Source organism: Paenibacillus sp. J22FR83 (assembly GCF_059691955.1).
Genome location: NZ_JCAUAM010000009.1, coordinates 61,759 through 77,740, shown reverse-complemented (window position 1 = coordinate 77,740; position 15,982 = coordinate 61,759). Strand labels below are relative to the sequence as shown.

The following is a 15,982-nucleotide window of genomic DNA, read 5'->3' as shown; positions in this document are numbered from 1 at the left end:
GTATGCCTCCCTTAATTTACGATAAATGTTCCGAAAATTTGTTCCATAACGTCCGTCAATTGTGCTTCCCACTTAATATACACTTGATCTGGGGCAGGTGTAAGTACGGATCCTTGACCATAATAGGCAGGGTTCAGATATACATTGAATCCCTGGGCATCAATAACGCCTGCTTGTGCCAGTGTCTGCATGTATTGCTTAGCAGCTTCTACAAGCGCGAGTCGCCCCTCTTCCGTATTGTTCACTTTCCCGATATAGCTGTCTTCCGCCGTGCGCAGCAGATCGTTATTAATCGCGTCCATGACGCGAATCGTCCGAATCTTCTTCCACGCCGCGCTCTGCCCTGGGCGCAAAGAGATTAGTGCGTTCATGCCGCGTAGCGCCTTCACCTTCTGACCGTCGTGAACGAATAGGAACACGCCATTCTTGACGGCACTTTCTTGCTCGCTGCGTGTAGCACGGCGCGTTACATCACTGAATGGCGATGCCGCATAGGTCGTCGATTCATTCAGCTTTTGACCCGCGATGAGGCCTGCCACATAAGCAGAAATATAAGCCGAGCTGTAGCTCGTACCCGCTACAATAGCACCTGTTCCAACATTCACGATCGCTTCGTGATTATAGGTTGCACTTCTCGCCGTAGCTCTGCTAATGGCATCTGCCGCCACATCGTCAGCAGATGAACCGCCGAGCACGGTGACAATCCCTTTGCCTTCACTCCGCAATCGTGTGGTCCAAGCGACGACCGAAGCTTGGATGCTAGCATCCGAAATGCCGTCCAGGGCCAAGACATGGAAATCCTGCGTTTCCATTGCACTCAAGGCGTTCACATAATCGGTTGCGGCAATGCCGCTTACACCCGAGTTACCTCCCGTAAGGGCGCTGCCTGCAACGGCGGCCAACGTGCCGTTACCAGGAGCAATCACGGTCGCCGTCAACCATAGATTGCTAACATCTTGATTAATGGCATCAGCAGCAGCTTGAACCGTAGTGCCCGAGAAAGTAAATGTTTTCAGAACTGACGTGCCTTCCAGCAACTTAAGATCCTTCTTCGCGCTATCTATGGCATTGGTTTGTACGGTAACAGAGAAATTATTCCCTCGTGTTCCTTCGTACTTCGCATCAAGCTTCAACACATTCGCTGAAGCAGAATCTTTCAACGTAACACTCGCTTTCGCCGCCGTTGCATCCGCGATTCGATAAGCTAGCACTTTCTTCGGCTTGCCCATCAAAGCCAGTTTCAACACAGCCGGAGCTGTCGCTGCACCGGATTGATCCGCACTGAACACGTCATAAATACTCTGTTCACTTGTAATTTCCACAAACTTCCGGACTGTTCCCCAGTTTGCTTTCACAGGGATGATAACTGTCCCTTGGCTCCCCGGTTCAATCGCACTTAGCGCAGCCGCCTCAAAATTCATATAAAATCCCGGCAATACCGGACGATCCGTCCCACTCCATGTTCCACCTGCCATTATTCCTGCACCTTCCTTTGTAAAAAGTTTTGAATGAATTGTTTCATCTCAGAAATCGTGAATACCGTTTCCGTGTTCCCGTGCAAGGCTCCAATGAGCACTTCCGGTGGACAACCGAATAGCTGCTGGGAATGGCTTAACAGCTCTTCCTTTGTATAACCAACAGCTTCAACTGCCTCTACTTCTGCTTGACCTTTAGTAAGACTTGTACCCTGTTTCAACTCCATCACCTCAGTTATGAATTTGTGTTTCCGTATGCACCGCTGCTATCAGCGGGAGACTACCTTGTGGAGCCGTAACTACACCTGTTACATGAACGGTTAACAAACCTGTAGATAGATCTCCTGAACGCATTGCCACATTCGAGTTAACTACGGTTAACCATCTGCCATTCGCATCATCAATAGGCAATTTCACCTGCTCGGCCAACCCTACCACTAACATTTGAGCAGCTAGTTGATAGTCACTTGCTGACTTTGCAGCAATTTGCCCAACGTATTGTTTGGTGACCTTCGTAGTACTTTGGGAAGAGGATGCGCTCTGTAAGCTTGTACATTGCCACGATACAGCCGGTCGACATGTACCATTGAATCCACGATATACCCGCCAAGACGCCCCAAGTACTGATTCTGTAAGTTGCGAAATTGCCTCTAACCACGACTCCTCAACCAACTGAATTTGCCGAATGATCATACTGGACTTCATGAGATATCGGCCTGTCGCATCCTTGTCTTGCAGTGCCGGCAGTGCCGTAATTTGTACGGTGTACAATTTGCCTGCGACCTCGATGACCCCATCATCTGGCTCTAGAAGCTTCGTAATGACGCTCCATATTCGCTCATGTGCTCCAGTAGAAGTTGTACTTCTAGCTTGCAAGCTTAGCTTGCGCCAATTATCCGGCGCATCCCATTTGAACTCTGCACTTCCGCCTGTATGGTTCAACCATATTGCTTCATCGGGTGTTGGTGGCACGTCGTCAATGAAGAGGTCAGCTCCAAGCGTCCCTGCTGCTTCTGACTGGAGATATAAGGCTAATTCATGTGCCAAATTCATCATTCCATTCTCTCACCTCCTTTCCGGCTTTATTTTGTTTTGAAATTCAAAACATTTTTTTCTTTTCAAAACATATCTTCACTCCTTACTCCACCGCCGGAACGGTTTCTTGTGCATCTTCTTGGCGGCATCACCTTCCTTGCTTGGCTACACAACGATCTTACCACGCCCTTCTGAAAACGAACTGCCAACAGTCGGCCAACTTTCGGTCAACTCTCCCCTATCTTCACTTCTAGCTGCAGCATGTAGGCAAGCTTCTCAATCGCTCGCGCTTTCATCCGACGATAGGTACGTTCGCTCAAATTAAGCTCATGAAACAGCAGAAAGTCGAACGTCTTCTCTTTTTTTAAATACCGTTCCCTGATAATGTCTTGCTCTTGCTCGTCTAGACGGGACATGGCCTGCTCCACTTCATCACATATACTGCGCAGGTGTTCATCTGATCCAACTTCGTAAGGGGCACCGTCCTCCGCAACTTTATCTCTTTCATTGCTAATCGCAATGGCTCGTTTACCTGCCCGCAAGCCTCCCATTGAACGATACATGCGCACGGCTTCAAGCACACCTTCTACCCTTTTGCGCGTTGCCCGGCGATCATTCTGTTCTTGCTCTATATGCAACATACGTTCTACCATCCTTTGGACCATCTCCTAAAATATGTCGTTTTGAAATTCTAAACAAATCATACGCCCTCTCGTTTAAAATTTCAACACAAAAAGTTTTGAAAATCAAAACTTTTTAGCGATCTCCTCTTGTTTTTTGTACCGCTCCGCATTTACAATAGAAACAGGTGATCAAACGATGAAAGATATGGTGCAATTCGGCATCCGAATCCGGGATCTGCGAAAGATGAACAAGTATTCCCTCAGAGAGCTCGGCGAACGATCCGGTGTTAGTTATTCATTTATTAACTCCATAGAGAATAACCGCTTCAGCCCCTCGCGGGAAACGGTTATCGCCTTAGCAGATGCGCTTCGTATTGCTGAGAAGGACGAGCTTCTGCTGCTTGCTGGATTCGCTCCAACAGAAGAGGAGTCACTTGATGGCTTATCGGGAGACGGTCCGGACGAAGTCGATGATCCTGATGTGAGCTTATTTTTTAAAGATTTCAAGAATGCTCCCAAAGAGCGCCGCGACGAGATGCTTCGTTTCTGGAACTTTATCAAGGAGCAGCAGCAGAACCGAACACCTGACAGCCAGCAGTAATTCATGCAAAATAAACGGCTATGCCGTCCTTTGAAGGACAGGAGCGTTTATCTGGAAATTCAGCATAATTATGAAGTAAAACTTATGAATTCTGATATTTAAGCTAAGCCCTTGCGGGCTTTTCTTTTCAGATAATAAACGAACATACATTCCCAGGATGAGGTGTATCAACCTGTTCACTCATTACCAAGCAACTCCCCTTGAACAGTGGGTAGAAGACTTATATCAACAACATAGCATCACATCCCCAGCTCAACTCACTATGACGAACTTGGCTGCCAAACTGCATATTTGGGTGTATACGATGGATATGAACAGCATGGCTATCGAGAAAAATGGCCTATTCAGCATCAATGTTGACCGCCGCCTATCCGTCAAAGAACAATGGGAGGACTTCCTCCATGAGCTATGTCATGTGCTTCGCCATTCTGGCAATCAGATGGTAATGCCGGATCGTTATGTCGATTGGCAAGAGCAGGATGCTTCTGCGTTTCAGCTCTACGCGGCTATTCCTATGTCCATGCTGAAGAAACTGTCTCTGCCTGAACATAAGAATGAAATGGTCGCTTTTCTTTCTGATGAATTTCAGGTGAGTTATCGACTTGCTAATGAACGGATTGAACAAATCCAGCGGCGCGTCCTGCAAGGAATCCTGGATCATGAATACCAACAATTCTCACAGAGCCAAGTGAGGACGTACGATTCGGCCAACTGGTCCGATGCTACCCGCGCCATTATGAACAAGCTAGAACAATTAAAGCGCAGGGGAGGAATGGCCGATCGTCAAGCTAGCCGTCTTCTATGACTTTCATGAAGAACACATACACCCCCTACTCCTGGCGCTGCGTTTTCGCCCTAACGAGCTAGACTTTAGCAAGTCCACCCTGTACATACCGATTCGTGCTCCTTTCCAGCAGCTGCATGCCGAGGAAATCCTCGAGTTAGATGCTGGTATCACCGTGCTCATGGAGGATCTCGTCGTCAATCCTGCGCGGCCTGCTTCCATCGGAATCAGCCTGTCTAGAATCAAGCAACGACACCAGCTGCTTCTCCGGGATCACTCATCGATTCAGCAATTATGGATTCGCATGACCGACATCGAAGAGGTGCTGCAGATGGAGATCCGCTCCTACTACAGCTGGTCATTCAAATGAAAAAAACCATACATCCATTGAACATATCGTTCAATTCCGATGTATGGTTATTCGCTTTAAAACATTCGCCGCGTAATTACTCAGCGATATACGAACAGATATAGTCGCTCACGGTTTTCACTTCGAGCTTGAATTTCGCGTTAGCTGGCACGGTGAACTCACCTTGGCCGCTGATTGTAATCCACTCTGTGCTGCCTGGAAGCAATACGTTCAGCTCACCAGCTTGGATTTCCATGATTTCTTTCACATCTGTTCCGAATTCATATTCACCTGGAAGCAGAATGCCTAGTGTTTTCTTCGTGCCGTCTGCGAATTGCACAGTGCGGCTTGTTACTTTTCCATCGAAATAAACATTAGCTTTCGTAAGTACGGTTACATTTTCAAAGCTTGACATGATGAATAGTTCCTCCTCTAGAATGCTATAAATAAGTGCAAACCGAGGCCCAGACTTAACTGAGCCCCTGCCACTCGATTAACCTAACAAAGCCTTAACGCGTGCTGCAACGTTCTCTGGTGAGAATCCGTATTCTCTAAGAACTGTATCCCCTGGTGCGGATGCTCCAAAAGTGGAGATGCCTAGGATGGAACCTTCGTCGCCTGTGTAACGCTCCCAGCCAAGTGGGTACGCCATCTCAACAGCAAGACGCTTCTTCACGCCTGGCAGGATAACGGAATCTTTGTATTCTTTGGATTGTTTCTCGAACAATTCCAAGCTCGGTAGGCTGACAACGCGAACGTTGATGCCTTCAGCTTGCAGCAATTTCTGAGCCGCGACAGCCAGTTGAACTTCGGAGCCTGTTGCTAGGATTTGTGCATCTGGTTGACCGTTAGCAGCATCGGATACCACGTATCCGCCTTTGCTTAGGTTCGCTTTAGCACCTTCAACCGTACCTGGAAGGATTGGCAAGTTTTGACGAGTCAAGACAAGTGCAACTGGACCTTTGGATTCGGAGATCGCATAACGCCAAGCTTCGGACGTTTCGTTACCATCAGCAGGACGGATCACTGTGATGCCTGGAATCACGCGAAGTGCCGGCAATTGTTCGATCGGCTCATGCGTCGGTCCATCTTCACCAACAGCGATACTATCATGTGTTAGAACGTAAATAACAGGAAGCTGCATAAGTGCTGCAAGACGGATGGAAGCACGCAGGTAGTCAGAGAATACGAAGAATGTTGCTCCGTAGACTTTAACACCACCATGAAGCGCCATACCGTTCATAGCTGTACCCATACCGAACTCACGCACACCGAACCATACGTTGCGTCCCGCATAGTTGCTTGCGCTGTAGTTGGATTCGCCTTTGATCATCGTGTTGTTGGAGCTCGCTAGATCCGCGGAACCACCGATTAGTTGCGGCAATTTGCCTGCAACAGCGTTGATTGCATTACCAGAAGCAACACGTGTAGCCATTGGCTTATCTTCTGTTGTGTATTTAGGAAGATCAGCATCCCAACCAGCAGGAAGCTCACCGTTCACAGCAGCGCTGAATTGGTTGCCAAGCTCTGGGTACGCTTTGATGTAATCGTTCAACAAGTTGCTCCAAGCTTCTTCAGCGGCAGCACCTTCTTGTCCGATTTCAGCATAGTGAGCACGAACTTCGTCCGGAACCAAGAAGTCCGGCTCTTCCGGCCAGCCGTATGCTTGTTTCGTCAATTTCACTTCGTCGCCGCCAAGTGGGGATCCGTGAGGTCCAACGTGACCACCTTTACCACCTTTGTTCGGGGAACCGAAACCGATTGTCGTTTTCACTTCAATCAATGTAGGACGTGTTGTATCAGCTTTCGCTTCAGCAATCGCCTTGGAGATCGCAGCAAGGTCATTCTGCTCTTCAACGCGAATTACTTGCCAGCCGTATGCTTCGAAACGTGCTTGCACGTTTTCGGAGAATGCCATATTCAATTCGCCATCCAGCGAAATATCGTTTGAATCGTACAACATGATCAATTTGCCCAATTTCAAGTGAGCTGCTAGGGAAACTGCTTCGGAAGAAACGCCTTCCATCATATCGCCATCACCGCAGATTGCGTATGTGTAGTGGTCGATCACTGGGAAGTTCTCTTTGTTATAAGTCTCTCTCAAGTGAGCTTCAGCCATGGCCATACCCACTGCCATACCTACACCTTGTCCAAGTGGACCCGTCGTTGCGTCAACACCAGCTGTGTGACCGTACTCTGGGTGACCAGGGGTTTTGCTTCCCCATTGGCGGAAATTCTTGATCTCTTCGATTGGAAGATCATAGCCACAAAGGTGAAGCAAGCTGTATAGAAGCATGGATCCGTGTCCTGCAGATAGAACGAAACGGTCACGGTTAACCCATTTAGGATTCGCTGGATTGTGTTTCATATGTTGTTTCCAGAGTACGTAAGCCATTGGTGCAGCTCCCATTACCATACCTGGGTGTCCTGATTTCGCTTTCTCAACCGCGTCAATACCTAATGTACGGATCGTGTCGACGGCTAATTGTTCAATTGTTTTCGTTGATGCAGTCATTCGATAATTCCCTCCATAATTTCTGTATTTTCAAAAAAGCTAACTAACTTGTATATACAAGTGACTTTACTCGCTTGCATTATTGTACCATTTGCTTTAAGGCTTTGCCACAATAACCCGTTAAAACGTTTAGAGTATTAACCTATATATAAATAGGCTGTACCCATTAATGGGTACAACCTGACATTTAGTTAAACACAACCGTTTTATTATTGTGGACGATAATTCGGTCCTCAACATGCCAAGCTACCGCACGTGCAAGTACGATTCGTTCGATGTGACGACCAATTCTTTTCAAATCCTCGACATTATCCCGGTGACTTACACGCTGAACGTCCTGCTCAATAATCGGTCCGGCATCTAGCTCGTCCGTCACATAGTGCGCTGTCGCACCAATAATCTTAACGCCGCGGTTATGCGCCTGCGCATAAGGCTTACCGCCTACAAAAGCAGGCAAGAAGGAGTGGTGAATATTGATGATGCGGTTAGCGTAATTTTGGATAAATGATGGCGAAACGATCTGCATATAGCGAGCAAGGACGATCGCATCTACGCTATCGCCAATAACCTCAAGCTGGCGCTGTTCCGCCTCTGCTTTGGTTGCCGCGGTAACGGGAATGTGATGGAATGGAATCCCGAAGGGCTCCACCAAGGAACGCATATCGTTATGGTTCGAAATCACCATCGCGATATCTGCGTTGAGATCCCCTGCACGCCAATGCCATAACAATTCAAGCAAGGCATGGTCTTCCTTCGAAACGAAGATTGCAATTCGCTTCTTCTGACTTGCCAATGAAAGGCTCCAGTCCATCGAGAACTTCTCAGCAACGATGGAGAAATCCGCTCTTAAAGTCTCTACACGGCTCGCTAGTTCTGTTAAATCGAATTCAATTCGGATGAAAAACATGCCGCCCTCTGGATCCATCGTGTACTGATCCGATTGCACAATATTGGCACCATATTCATATAGAAATTGCGATACGGCTGCTACAATACCCGGCTGATCCGGGCAAGAAATCAGCATTCTGGCTCTATTCTCTAAATCGCTTCCTCGGCGATTTAAGTTATTCGTGGTTCCCGCTTCCATCTTTATCCCCCTAGCGATTCTGTCTCTCTCTCTCGTTTAAGCCTTCTTCAAGATGTCATTGCCAGCAAGCCAGACAATCAATCGTTGATTAATTTGTTCTTCGCTTAGATCAGCGAAAAGGCGTTCCTCATGAAGAATATCATACAAACGTTCCAGCGGCTCACGTCCATCCGCTTTCTTCGCTTTCGCATCATTTTTGAGCAATTCCCATGTTTTGAGAACGAAATCACGGTAGTGAATATCTTTCTTGTTCATCAAGAAGTCAATTCGCTCCACTTGGTCCAGGAACTCGCCGCCGAAACGACCACTTAAGTTGCCGGATAACAAGGCAATTTCCGCTTCATACATCGGGCGTTGTGTTTTATCTTCTTTCCCAATCCAAGGGGTTTCGAGAATCATTGGCAAATGTTGCAGCTTCTCATGGTTCGCAATGTTGTTCATCGCTTCGAAGCCAATCCAACCTGAACCCAGCGGTGCATGGCGATCCTTGGCCGCTCCGCGCGAATTCTTGCTGTCATTCAAATGAATGACACCGAGCTTCTCAAGGCCAATCGTGCGATCAAAATGATGCAGCACGCCGTCCAAATCATTCACGATATCATAGCCTGCATCATGAATATGGCAAGTGTCCATACAGACAGTCAACTTATTGTTGAACTCTACGCGCTCCATGATTTCCGCGATTTCCTCGAAGCTGCGGCCGATTTCGGTCCCTTTGCCAGCCATCGTTTCGAGCGCAATGTTAACGTTCGTATCTTTGACCCCAGCTAGCACTTCATTCAGGCCATCAGCAATTCGGGCAATCCCATAGTCGGCATCCTTGTCTGTATAAGCACCTGGATGAAGCACGATGTTGCGAACACCAATGTAATCCGTCCGACGGATTTCTTCTTGAAGGAAACGTACGGCAAGTTCAAATGTATCTTCTTTGTAAGAACCCAAGTTGATAATGTAGGGGGCATGAACAACGATTTCATTCATCGCATGCTTGTCCATTACAGCTTTGCCTTCTTCAATATACTGCTCTTCGATCGGTTTACGGCGCGTATTCTGCGGTGCGCCTGTGTATATCATAAACGTGGATGATCCGTAGGAAACGGCTTCTTCTGCTGCATTGAGCAAGCCTTTATCTGAGAACGAAACGTGTGATCCAATTTTCGGCATAGTCCATAACTCCTTTATTAGTAGCTGCTACCCTCCTATTTTACTCGTATTGTCGCAAGAAATCTAGAAATAAGGTATAATTCTTACTATCTATTCCAAGCAAATTAGCGAGGTGACAAATAAATGGCGAATGATTTCTTTATGTATTTCATCATTTTTTGGGTATGCGTGCTGCTTGCATTCATGTCCATCGGCGGGTTCTTCATGTTCCGCAAGTTTATTAAGGTCCTTCCCAAAGAGGACGGCAAGTCCAAACTCGATTGGCAGAATCATTACGTGGACACGTCTCGGCATCTATGGACGGCAGATTCCAAAGCATTTCTCGACCAATTAGTGTCGCCGGTACCAACAGCTTTCCGTGATATTGCCAAGCATTCCATCGCCGCGCGTATCGGACAAGTAGCTCTAGAAGCTCATGCCAATGAAGTTACAAGAGAACACTGTATCGAGGGTTACATCCTTGCAACGCCGAAGCGAGATTATCGAAGCTTGACGAGCTTCTTGGAGAAGCAACAGATTGATTACAGCGCATTCAAGCATTTATTAAATTAATCGAGAACACGCCCCCTTCTACAAGGAGGCGTGTTTGCTGTCGCTATGTCTATTCCCATCCCTTGTAACTAATAATTCGTGCTGGAACACCTGCGACAACAGCGTTATCGGGCACATCTTTCGTGACGACTGCATTCGCACCAATCATCACATTATGGCCTATCACGATTTTGCCAATAATCTTGGCTCCTGGTGCCATATATACTTTATTCCCAATTCGCGGTACGCCCTTCTTCTCCCCCCTGCCAGCAATGCCGATTGTAACGCCCTGTCCAATATTGCAATTCTCACCGATAATAGAATCCTGATGAACCACGATCGTACCATAATGAGGCAAGTAAACCCCTTTGCCAATTCGTGTTCCCAGCGGAATTTGAATGCCCATCACGATGGAAACACATTTATGCAGGATAAATAGGATGATATATAACAATTGTTTAATGACAGGAATTCTCATATGATCTTTCACATAACTTCCTGCACGATAGATGATGAGATACCACATTGGCTCATGAAGAATGAACATTTTCAGTTTGGACAATACACTAACATGGTTTCCTACTTTTATATAACGATTTATGTCAGCTCGTAGGTTCGTCATCAAGGCCTCTCACCACTCTGGTTAACAAATTTGTATTTATAACGCTTTAAGAATTTGTGCTGGCAACTCTGCTTGTTTCACAACAGAAGGAATTTCATTAGCAAGTTTAGCACTTAATTCCTGCCTATTCTGCCAACAACGATCGATCATCTCAATGAAGGAGACCGGTTCAATATCCGAGATATCTACCACATAGTCATGTAAGCCGAGCATTTCCATGATGCCCCTCGTTTTGTGTTCGTAGTTAATGGCGACAGTCGGGATATGATTGGAGAGAGCGAAGATATTGGAATGCATTCTAGTCCCAACAAACATATCCATTTTGGAATATAAATACTTCAATTCACGAGGGTGGAAATCAAACGCCAACAACTCAGCAATTCGCGCGTCAATGCCTGCTAGCACTTCTCTGCTAATAATTCTGTCATCATTAAAGTCATTAGGACCGAGCACTTGAGGCATTAACAATACCTTTCCCTTGTACGCTTGATGAATAAACTGAATCGCATGTCGAATACTTGCTATATACTTGGACCTATACGCTTCCGTATCCATGACCTCTGGAAAATTCCAATCCCTAACCGTGAAACCGATTATAGGACCATCATGTGACGCCCTCAACTCCTCCATCAGACGATCTATCCGCGGCGAACTAACCTCCTCCATGGAAAAGGCAGAATCAGGAACTAGCATCACGTTCTTATTGCTGCACCCGATCTTCTCAAGCCACCGCATGGAAACCGCTTCTCTCAGGAAAATGTGATCTACTTTATCGAGAATCTCCTTCGCTAACTTTTGCATATACGTATTATAGAAAGGGCCAATGGATTGTGAATAAATAACAACGGGTTTGCCATAGTCGAATGCGGTTTTAATCTGAACCAGGTGCTGCATAAGCGCGACGCTAAATCTGTGCGAAAGTAAAAATCCCCCTCCACAACTGACAACCACATCCGCCCATTGGTAATCATCGGATTTTATTTTTCTTGCATTCTTCAAATTCGGCAGCAGTTTTAAGACCGATCCAATCTTTTCGATTTTCGACGTATCCGGATCTATTGAAACATTTTCCACGCAAGCGCTAACCTGTTCTTCATAAAACTCACTGTCAATTTCCGGGAATCTACTGTGAATTCGAATAGAGCAGTCCACATTGTGTTTTTTGATCGCATCGATCATCGAAAGAACAATGCCTGCATCACCTTTATTCTTGGAGGAATGCGCATTAATAAGTAAGATATTCATCCTAACTTCATCTCCTTTTTCCTACGAAAGAGTAGCTTCTTCATGAGAGTGATCAGGTCATCTTCTTTCATGACGAGTAATAGAACAATAAAAGTGATGTAGGCAAACAGTGCATATAAGCTCAATCCAATGACCGTGTAATATCGATTAACAGCGAGTAGACTTCCGAGCAACGGAACCTGCTTTAGCAAATAGACGGCCAATCCACATCCGCCCATTGCGACAGTTAATTTCATCATTTTTCTTATAAAATCTTTCGACCATAGGGAAGCTTGCTTCCTTTTGAGTAAAACAGCCGTAATAAGCGCTGTGAGGATGAATGAAATACTGGCTGATAGCCCAATCCCCATAACTCCGCTGCTCCTCACAAGGATATAACTGAGAACCATGTTCACCACTGTGCCAGCAATCATGATATACGTTGGCGTACGGGTATCTCCGAAACTATAAAAAGCTCTTAAGGTGACTTCTCTGAACCCAATAGCGATAATCCCTATGGAATAGGCCCAGAAAATCGTAGATGTCATTGCCGTGGCTTGCGAATCAAAACTGCCTCTTTCTAGCAGGGTTTGGACAATTGTCGGACTAAATGACATAAATATGACGGTAAGTGGCATGAGGAGGATGAACAGCGAAAATAGACTATTGTGCGTAAGTGTACTCACTTTGTCGTAATCTTGGTTATGCGATAGCCGCGATAACTCAGGAAATGTTAGTGTAATGATCGGCGTAATGATTATACCTGTCGCGATTCCCCTTAAATTAAAGGCATACGATAGTGCCGCGATGGCGCCCTCTGAAATACCTGAAGCCAGTATGCGGTCTACGATCGCATTACATTGATTGAAACCAGAGCTAAACAGAATCGGGTACAGCAATAGCAAGAATTTCTTAGAGTCGGGCCGCCAAAGTTCCACATGTTTCACGACTTTATAGTGATGACCCTTCAGCAGGATGAACAGTATGACAAGCTGTATGACATAGGCGACTAACGTTGTAACAGCGATACCAACCATACCGTACTTATCAGCAAACAACCACAGATAGGCAATAATGATGAGGTTATTAGGAAGAATACTTGCCGCTGAAGCCATATAGTCATGAGATGTATTTAACATTAAGGTATAGATCTGAATGGCAATAACTATAAAAACGAGCGGAAATACTATTCTCACAAGCGTTATGGCCATGGCTTCCGCTTCTGCTGTTAATCCAGGGGCAAGCAGATGGATTACATGCTGTGTAAACACGATCACAAGTGCATAGGCCACAACGAACATAGCAAAAAACAGGAATAAGACATTGTTCGTGAAGACATTGGAATGCTTTTTATGGGAAGCAACTTGAACAAATAGTGGGAGGAAAACGCTGCTGAGTGTGAAGGAGAAGGTAATGGCTAACATCGTCGGCGTTAACGCAACGTAATAGGCATCTGCCAATGAAGAAGTCCCATAAGTTCGGGCTATTAATATTTCTCTTGTAAATCCAAGTACCTTACTTACGATTGTGATCAGAAATAAGACCAACCCCGTTTTAAACAGGACTCGAGTCATAGGCATACTTCCTTTGTGCATAAAGTTGTACGCTCGCATGACTGCTTCTTATGTTGTCAACTTGAGAGGCCGCCATTCCCATGACCGCAAAAATAAAAATATACTGGGGCGAGCCATTAAAAATTTGTTCCCCCAACGACTCAACCAAGCTCTGAATCATAATAAATAGAGCAAAAAGAAGAAAGACTTTCTCATTCTTGCTGACGCTGGCGTCATGCATTGTCACATAAATTCCTCTCATGACATAGAGAAAGAAAGAGATAAATAGGATCGTTCCCAGAATACCAACCTCGCCAATAATGGATGGCCAGTACGTATCGGTTGCCCACTTCGGATCATCGGGGCTCAAACCGTATACACGTTCTAAGCCATATTCATAATAAACAGGACTGTAGTCGACTCTCGCCATCCAACTGCCGAATCTCCCGAATCCTTCACCTAGCGGAAAATCATGAAGCCCAATACTAAACCCCGTATGGTATAAGGCTTTACGAGCCGAGTCCATATAGTCTACGGAAATATATCTGTCTATGGTTAACAAGGTCAGATTCTGTATCATGTCTCCAAAAAACAAATAAACGAGGATGCCCACACACACAAGTGCTGCCGAATATATACGCCTCTTCATGGCAACCAACAGGAGGATAACGACAATCGTCAGCAATACCTTAAATCGCAACGAAAGAAATGCTAGTAGGAAGAAAAGAATCGTATAGATGAGTGATTTCTTGTGTTTGAGAACGACATAATTCGACAAGTAGTACAAACCTACAAATACCATGAACCAACCATAGGTACCCGGATGAATAAAGAAGGATTGCACACTGACTAGATTAGATCTCGCATCTACTAGATTATTCGTGTGCAGCAAATTTCGAAATTGCTCGTGAAACAAGAGATCCACTAGCGCACAAAAGGCAGCCAAACCTCCAAGAATCGTAAAGAGACGTATCCATGGCCGAGTATTATGCTCGTTAATCGTTACGTTTTTAAAAATAAAGAATAAAAAAAATCCTTTAATTGTTAATAGTGCGCCTGCGAATGTCGTACTTATCGGTACGTGATGAATGGCGCTGGATAGCAGCCCGAAAAACAAAACGCCTATTGTGATGAGCGACAAGATCAATGTACTACTTTTCATTTTAAAATTAGATCTAACCATGATGATGCCAATGCTTCCTATAATGAAGAATTCATCCACATAAGATAAATACGTGCCTAAGGTGTTGTTCAATTGGATGGTGATAAGATCCTGAGCAAACATGAATAGTACAAAGCACAAGAAACATCTCATCGTTAGGCTCATTATGAATCATTCCTTTTAGAAGCTATTGTCATTTCAAAATGAGTCGTTGATACAGGTGTGATAGTTCGTTCATCAGCCTGTTGATATCAAATTGATGATGAATCAATGCCCTGTTCTTCTCTCCCATTGTGATGATCGTATTCTTGTCGTTAAGCAGCATTTCTAATGATCTAGTTAGCCCCTGAATGTCACCAGGTTCAATGAGATAACCGTTCTCCCCATGTTGGATAACCTCAGGTATGCCCCCAACGTAAGTTGAAATAACCGGCAATGAGAAATTCATCGCTTCCAAGATGGCCATTGGCAATCCCTCATTGTACGAGGGTAATACTAGCATATCTACGCTTCTTAGCAACGCTTCCTTCTCCTGAACGTTAATCCAACCTAGTACATCAACCGTATCTTGGATACCATAGTTTTGGATGATCTGTTTCACTTCTGTTATTTCCCCATCGCCAGCTAAGAGGAACTTACAGGCAACCCCTTTTTTCCGCAAATTTCTAATAGCTAGAAGTAAGTCATAAGTTCCCTTACGCTCCCCTAATCTCCCTAGAAAAAGACAAATCGGTATCGCATTATTTCGGCTAATGGGTTCCTCCATTTTAAAAACCCCGTTATAAAGAATCTCTATTTTCCCGCTAGGAACAATGGTAGAGAAGTAATTTTTCCACTCTTGCGATAAAACGACTAGGGTATCAACGCTATTCAAGATAAACCGACAATACCTCTTCTGAACCTTGTTGTGGTTGTAAAACTCATCGAAACTTGCTGCATGTATATGCAGGATAATGGGTACTCTAACAATTTTGCCAACCATGATCATGATAGATTTCCTGTAAAAGCTCCCGCCATTGGACATATGGATATGAACGACATCAGGCCTGTGCCATAACAATTGATAAAGATACTTAATCAGACCCACTATGAAAATGTGTAATCGGGCTATGACACTCCCAGTTATGTACGTTTCCACTCTCGTTAGCTCGTATTGTTCATTGAGATTGGATTGTTCTATATTTCGAATGACCGTAACGATGCCGCCCATATCCCTTAACGATGAACCTACGACAAGAATCTTCGCTTTCATCCGAG

The 15,982-nt window shown here is 45.3% G+C and carries 16 protein-coding genes; 3 read left to right on the top strand and 13 right to left on the bottom strand.

The features are described from left to right. Positions 1-11: 11 nt before the first annotated feature. The 4 genes from AC58PV_RS17400 to AC58PV_RS17385 all read right to left on the bottom strand — a co-directional run bounded on the left by AC58PV_RS17400 (position 12) and on the right by AC58PV_RS17385 (position 3,163). Complete coding sequence (locus AC58PV_RS17400) at positions 12-1,475, bottom strand: phage tail sheath subtilisin-like domain-containing protein (protein WP_497433478.1); 1,464 nt, start codon at positions 1,473-1,475, stop codon at positions 12-14. Then, positions 1,475-1,696: a YqzN/YkzM domain-containing protein gene (locus tag AC58PV_RS17395; RefSeq protein ID WP_497433476.1), complete on the bottom strand. Its 222-nt coding sequence runs from the start codon at positions 1,694-1,696 to the stop codon at positions 1,475-1,477. Before AC58PV_RS17395 ends, AC58PV_RS17400 begins: the two co-directional genes overlap by 1 nt. A gap of 10 nt (positions 1,697-1,706) precedes the next feature. Further along, positions 1,707-2,531, bottom strand: coding sequence for a minor capsid protein (locus AC58PV_RS17390; RefSeq protein WP_497433475.1), 825 nt, complete (start codon positions 2,529-2,531; stop codon positions 1,707-1,709). Positions 2,532-2,737: 206 nt separating this feature from the next. Beyond that, on the bottom strand, positions 2,738-3,163 hold the full coding sequence (locus AC58PV_RS17385) for an ArpU family phage packaging/lysis transcriptional regulator (RefSeq protein ID WP_497433473.1): 426 nt from the start codon (positions 3,161-3,163) through the stop codon (positions 2,738-2,740). A gap of 166 nt (positions 3,164-3,329) precedes the next feature. On the opposite strand from AC58PV_RS17385, the gene AC58PV_RS17380 reads away from it, so the two are divergent. Both AC58PV_RS17380 and AC58PV_RS17375 read left to right on the top strand, forming a co-directional pair. Continuing rightward, positions 3,330-3,734, top strand: coding sequence for a helix-turn-helix domain-containing protein (locus AC58PV_RS17380; RefSeq protein WP_497433472.1), 405 nt, complete (start codon positions 3,330-3,332; stop codon positions 3,732-3,734). 157 nt (positions 3,735-3,891) lie between these two features. Next, complete coding sequence (locus tag AC58PV_RS17375) at positions 3,892-4,539, top strand: ImmA/IrrE family metallo-endopeptidase (RefSeq protein WP_497433471.1); 648 nt, start codon at positions 3,892-3,894, stop codon at positions 4,537-4,539. A 425-nt stretch (positions 4,540-4,964) separates the two neighbouring features. Here AC58PV_RS17375 and ppnP read toward each other — a convergent pair whose 3' ends face one another. The 4 genes from ppnP to AC58PV_RS17355 form a co-directional block, all read right to left on the bottom strand. Beyond that, positions 4,965-5,282 carry a pyrimidine/purine nucleoside phosphorylase gene (gene ppnP, locus AC58PV_RS17370; protein ID WP_056609015.1) on the bottom strand — a complete coding sequence of 106 codons (318 nt, stop codon included), beginning with the start codon at positions 5,280-5,282 and terminating at the stop codon, positions 4,965-4,967. A 78-nt stretch (positions 5,283-5,360) separates the two neighbouring features. Then, the gene (tkt, locus tag AC58PV_RS17365) at positions 5,361-7,382 is read right to left on the bottom strand and encodes a transketolase (RefSeq protein WP_497433470.1); all 2,022 of its coding nucleotides are present in this window, start codon (positions 7,380-7,382) and stop codon (positions 5,361-5,363) included. A 187-nt stretch (positions 7,383-7,569) separates the two neighbouring features. Next, the gene (gene purU / locus AC58PV_RS17360) at positions 7,570-8,469 is read right to left on the bottom strand and encodes a formyltetrahydrofolate deformylase (protein ID WP_497433468.1); all 900 of its coding nucleotides are present in this window, start codon (positions 8,467-8,469) and stop codon (positions 7,570-7,572) included. 36 nt (positions 8,470-8,505) lie between these two features. After that, positions 8,506-9,633 carry a deoxyribonuclease IV gene (locus AC58PV_RS17355; protein WP_497433467.1) on the bottom strand — a complete coding sequence of 376 codons (1,128 nt, stop codon included), beginning with the start codon at positions 9,631-9,633 and terminating at the stop codon, positions 8,506-8,508. A 123-nt stretch (positions 9,634-9,756) separates the two neighbouring features. Between AC58PV_RS17355 and AC58PV_RS17350 the strand changes: the two genes are divergently transcribed. Then, positions 9,757-10,185: a DUF2621 family protein gene (locus AC58PV_RS17350; RefSeq protein WP_477569320.1), complete on the top strand. Its 429-nt coding sequence runs from the start codon at positions 9,757-9,759 to the stop codon at positions 10,183-10,185. A gap of 49 nt (positions 10,186-10,234) precedes the next feature. Here AC58PV_RS17350 and AC58PV_RS17345 read toward each other — a convergent pair whose 3' ends face one another. Genes AC58PV_RS17345 through AC58PV_RS17325 form a run of 5 tightly spaced genes read right to left on the bottom strand, consistent with a single transcriptional unit; the run spans position 10,235 to position 15,977 of the window. Beyond that, positions 10,235-10,786 (bottom strand): serine O-acetyltransferase, encoded by a 552-nt coding sequence (locus AC58PV_RS17345; protein WP_497433466.1) that lies wholly within the window; start codon positions 10,784-10,786, stop codon positions 10,235-10,237. A gap of 36 nt (positions 10,787-10,822) precedes the next feature. Further along, on the bottom strand, positions 10,823-12,031 hold the full coding sequence (locus tag AC58PV_RS17340; protein WP_497433465.1) for a polysaccharide pyruvyl transferase family protein: 1,209 nt from the start codon (positions 12,029-12,031) through the stop codon (positions 10,823-10,825). Then, a complete protein-coding gene (gene murJ, locus AC58PV_RS17335) occupies positions 12,028-13,584 on the bottom strand; it encodes a murein biosynthesis integral membrane protein MurJ (RefSeq protein ID WP_497433464.1) in 1,557 nt (518 codons plus the stop codon). Before murJ ends, AC58PV_RS17340 begins: the two co-directional genes overlap by 4 nt. After that, positions 13,565-14,890 carry a hypothetical protein gene (locus tag AC58PV_RS17330; RefSeq protein WP_497433462.1) on the bottom strand — a complete coding sequence of 442 codons (1,326 nt, stop codon included), beginning with the start codon at positions 14,888-14,890 and terminating at the stop codon, positions 13,565-13,567. Before AC58PV_RS17330 ends, murJ begins: the two co-directional genes overlap by 20 nt. Positions 14,891-14,918: 28 nt before the next feature. Then, positions 14,919-15,977 carry a glycosyltransferase family 4 protein gene (locus tag AC58PV_RS17325; RefSeq protein ID WP_497433461.1) on the bottom strand — a complete coding sequence of 353 codons (1,059 nt, stop codon included), beginning with the start codon at positions 15,975-15,977 and terminating at the stop codon, positions 14,919-14,921. Positions 15,978-15,982: the final 5 nt, after the last annotated feature.

What these genes read in the sequence shown, in the direction of transcription:
- ppnP (WP_056609015.1), bottom strand. Translation starts at nt 5,282, where the DNA reads ATGTCAAGCTTTGAAAATGTAACCGTACTTACGAAAGCTAATGTTTAT.
- tkt (WP_497433470.1), bottom strand. Translation starts at nt 7,382, where the DNA reads ATGACTGCATCAACGAAAACAATTGAACAATTAGCCGTCGACACGATC.
- AC58PV_RS17350 (WP_477569320.1), top strand. Translation starts at nt 9,757, where the DNA reads ATGGCGAATGATTTCTTTATGTATTTCATCATTTTTTGGGTATGCGTG.
- murJ (WP_497433464.1), bottom strand. Translation starts at nt 13,584, where the DNA reads ATGACTCGAGTCCTGTTTAAAACGGGGTTGGTCTTATTTCTGATCACA.
- AC58PV_RS17390 (WP_497433475.1), bottom strand. Translation starts at nt 2,531, where the DNA reads ATGATGAATTTGGCACATGAATTAGCCTTATATCTCCAGTCAGAAGCA.
- AC58PV_RS17380 (WP_497433472.1), top strand. Translation starts at nt 3,330, where the DNA reads ATGAAAGATATGGTGCAATTCGGCATCCGAATCCGGGATCTGCGAAAG.
- AC58PV_RS17400 (WP_497433478.1), bottom strand. Translation starts at nt 1,475, where the DNA reads ATGGCAGGTGGAACATGGAGTGGGACGGATCGTCCGGTATTGCCGGGA.
- purU (WP_497433468.1), bottom strand. Translation starts at nt 8,469, where the DNA reads ATGGAAGCGGGAACCACGAATAACTTAAATCGCCGAGGAAGCGATTTA.
- AC58PV_RS17385 (WP_497433473.1), bottom strand. Translation starts at nt 3,163, where the DNA reads ATGGTAGAACGTATGTTGCATATAGAGCAAGAACAGAATGATCGCCGG.
- AC58PV_RS17340 (WP_497433465.1), bottom strand. Translation starts at nt 12,031, where the DNA reads ATGAATATCTTACTTATTAATGCGCATTCCTCCAAGAATAAAGGTGAT.
- AC58PV_RS17325 (WP_497433461.1), bottom strand. Translation starts at nt 15,977, where the DNA reads ATGAAAGCGAAGATTCTTGTCGTAGGTTCATCGTTAAGGGATATGGGC.
- AC58PV_RS17330 (WP_497433462.1), bottom strand. Translation starts at nt 14,890, where the DNA reads ATGAGCCTAACGATGAGATGTTTCTTGTGCTTTGTACTATTCATGTTT.
- AC58PV_RS17355 (WP_497433467.1), bottom strand. Translation starts at nt 9,633, where the DNA reads ATGCCGAAAATTGGATCACACGTTTCGTTCTCAGATAAAGGCTTGCTC.
- AC58PV_RS17345 (WP_497433466.1), bottom strand. Translation starts at nt 10,786, where the DNA reads ATGACGAACCTACGAGCTGACATAAATCGTTATATAAAAGTAGGAAAC.
- AC58PV_RS17375 (WP_497433471.1), top strand. Translation starts at nt 3,892, where the DNA reads ATGAGGTGTATCAACCTGTTCACTCATTACCAAGCAACTCCCCTTGAA.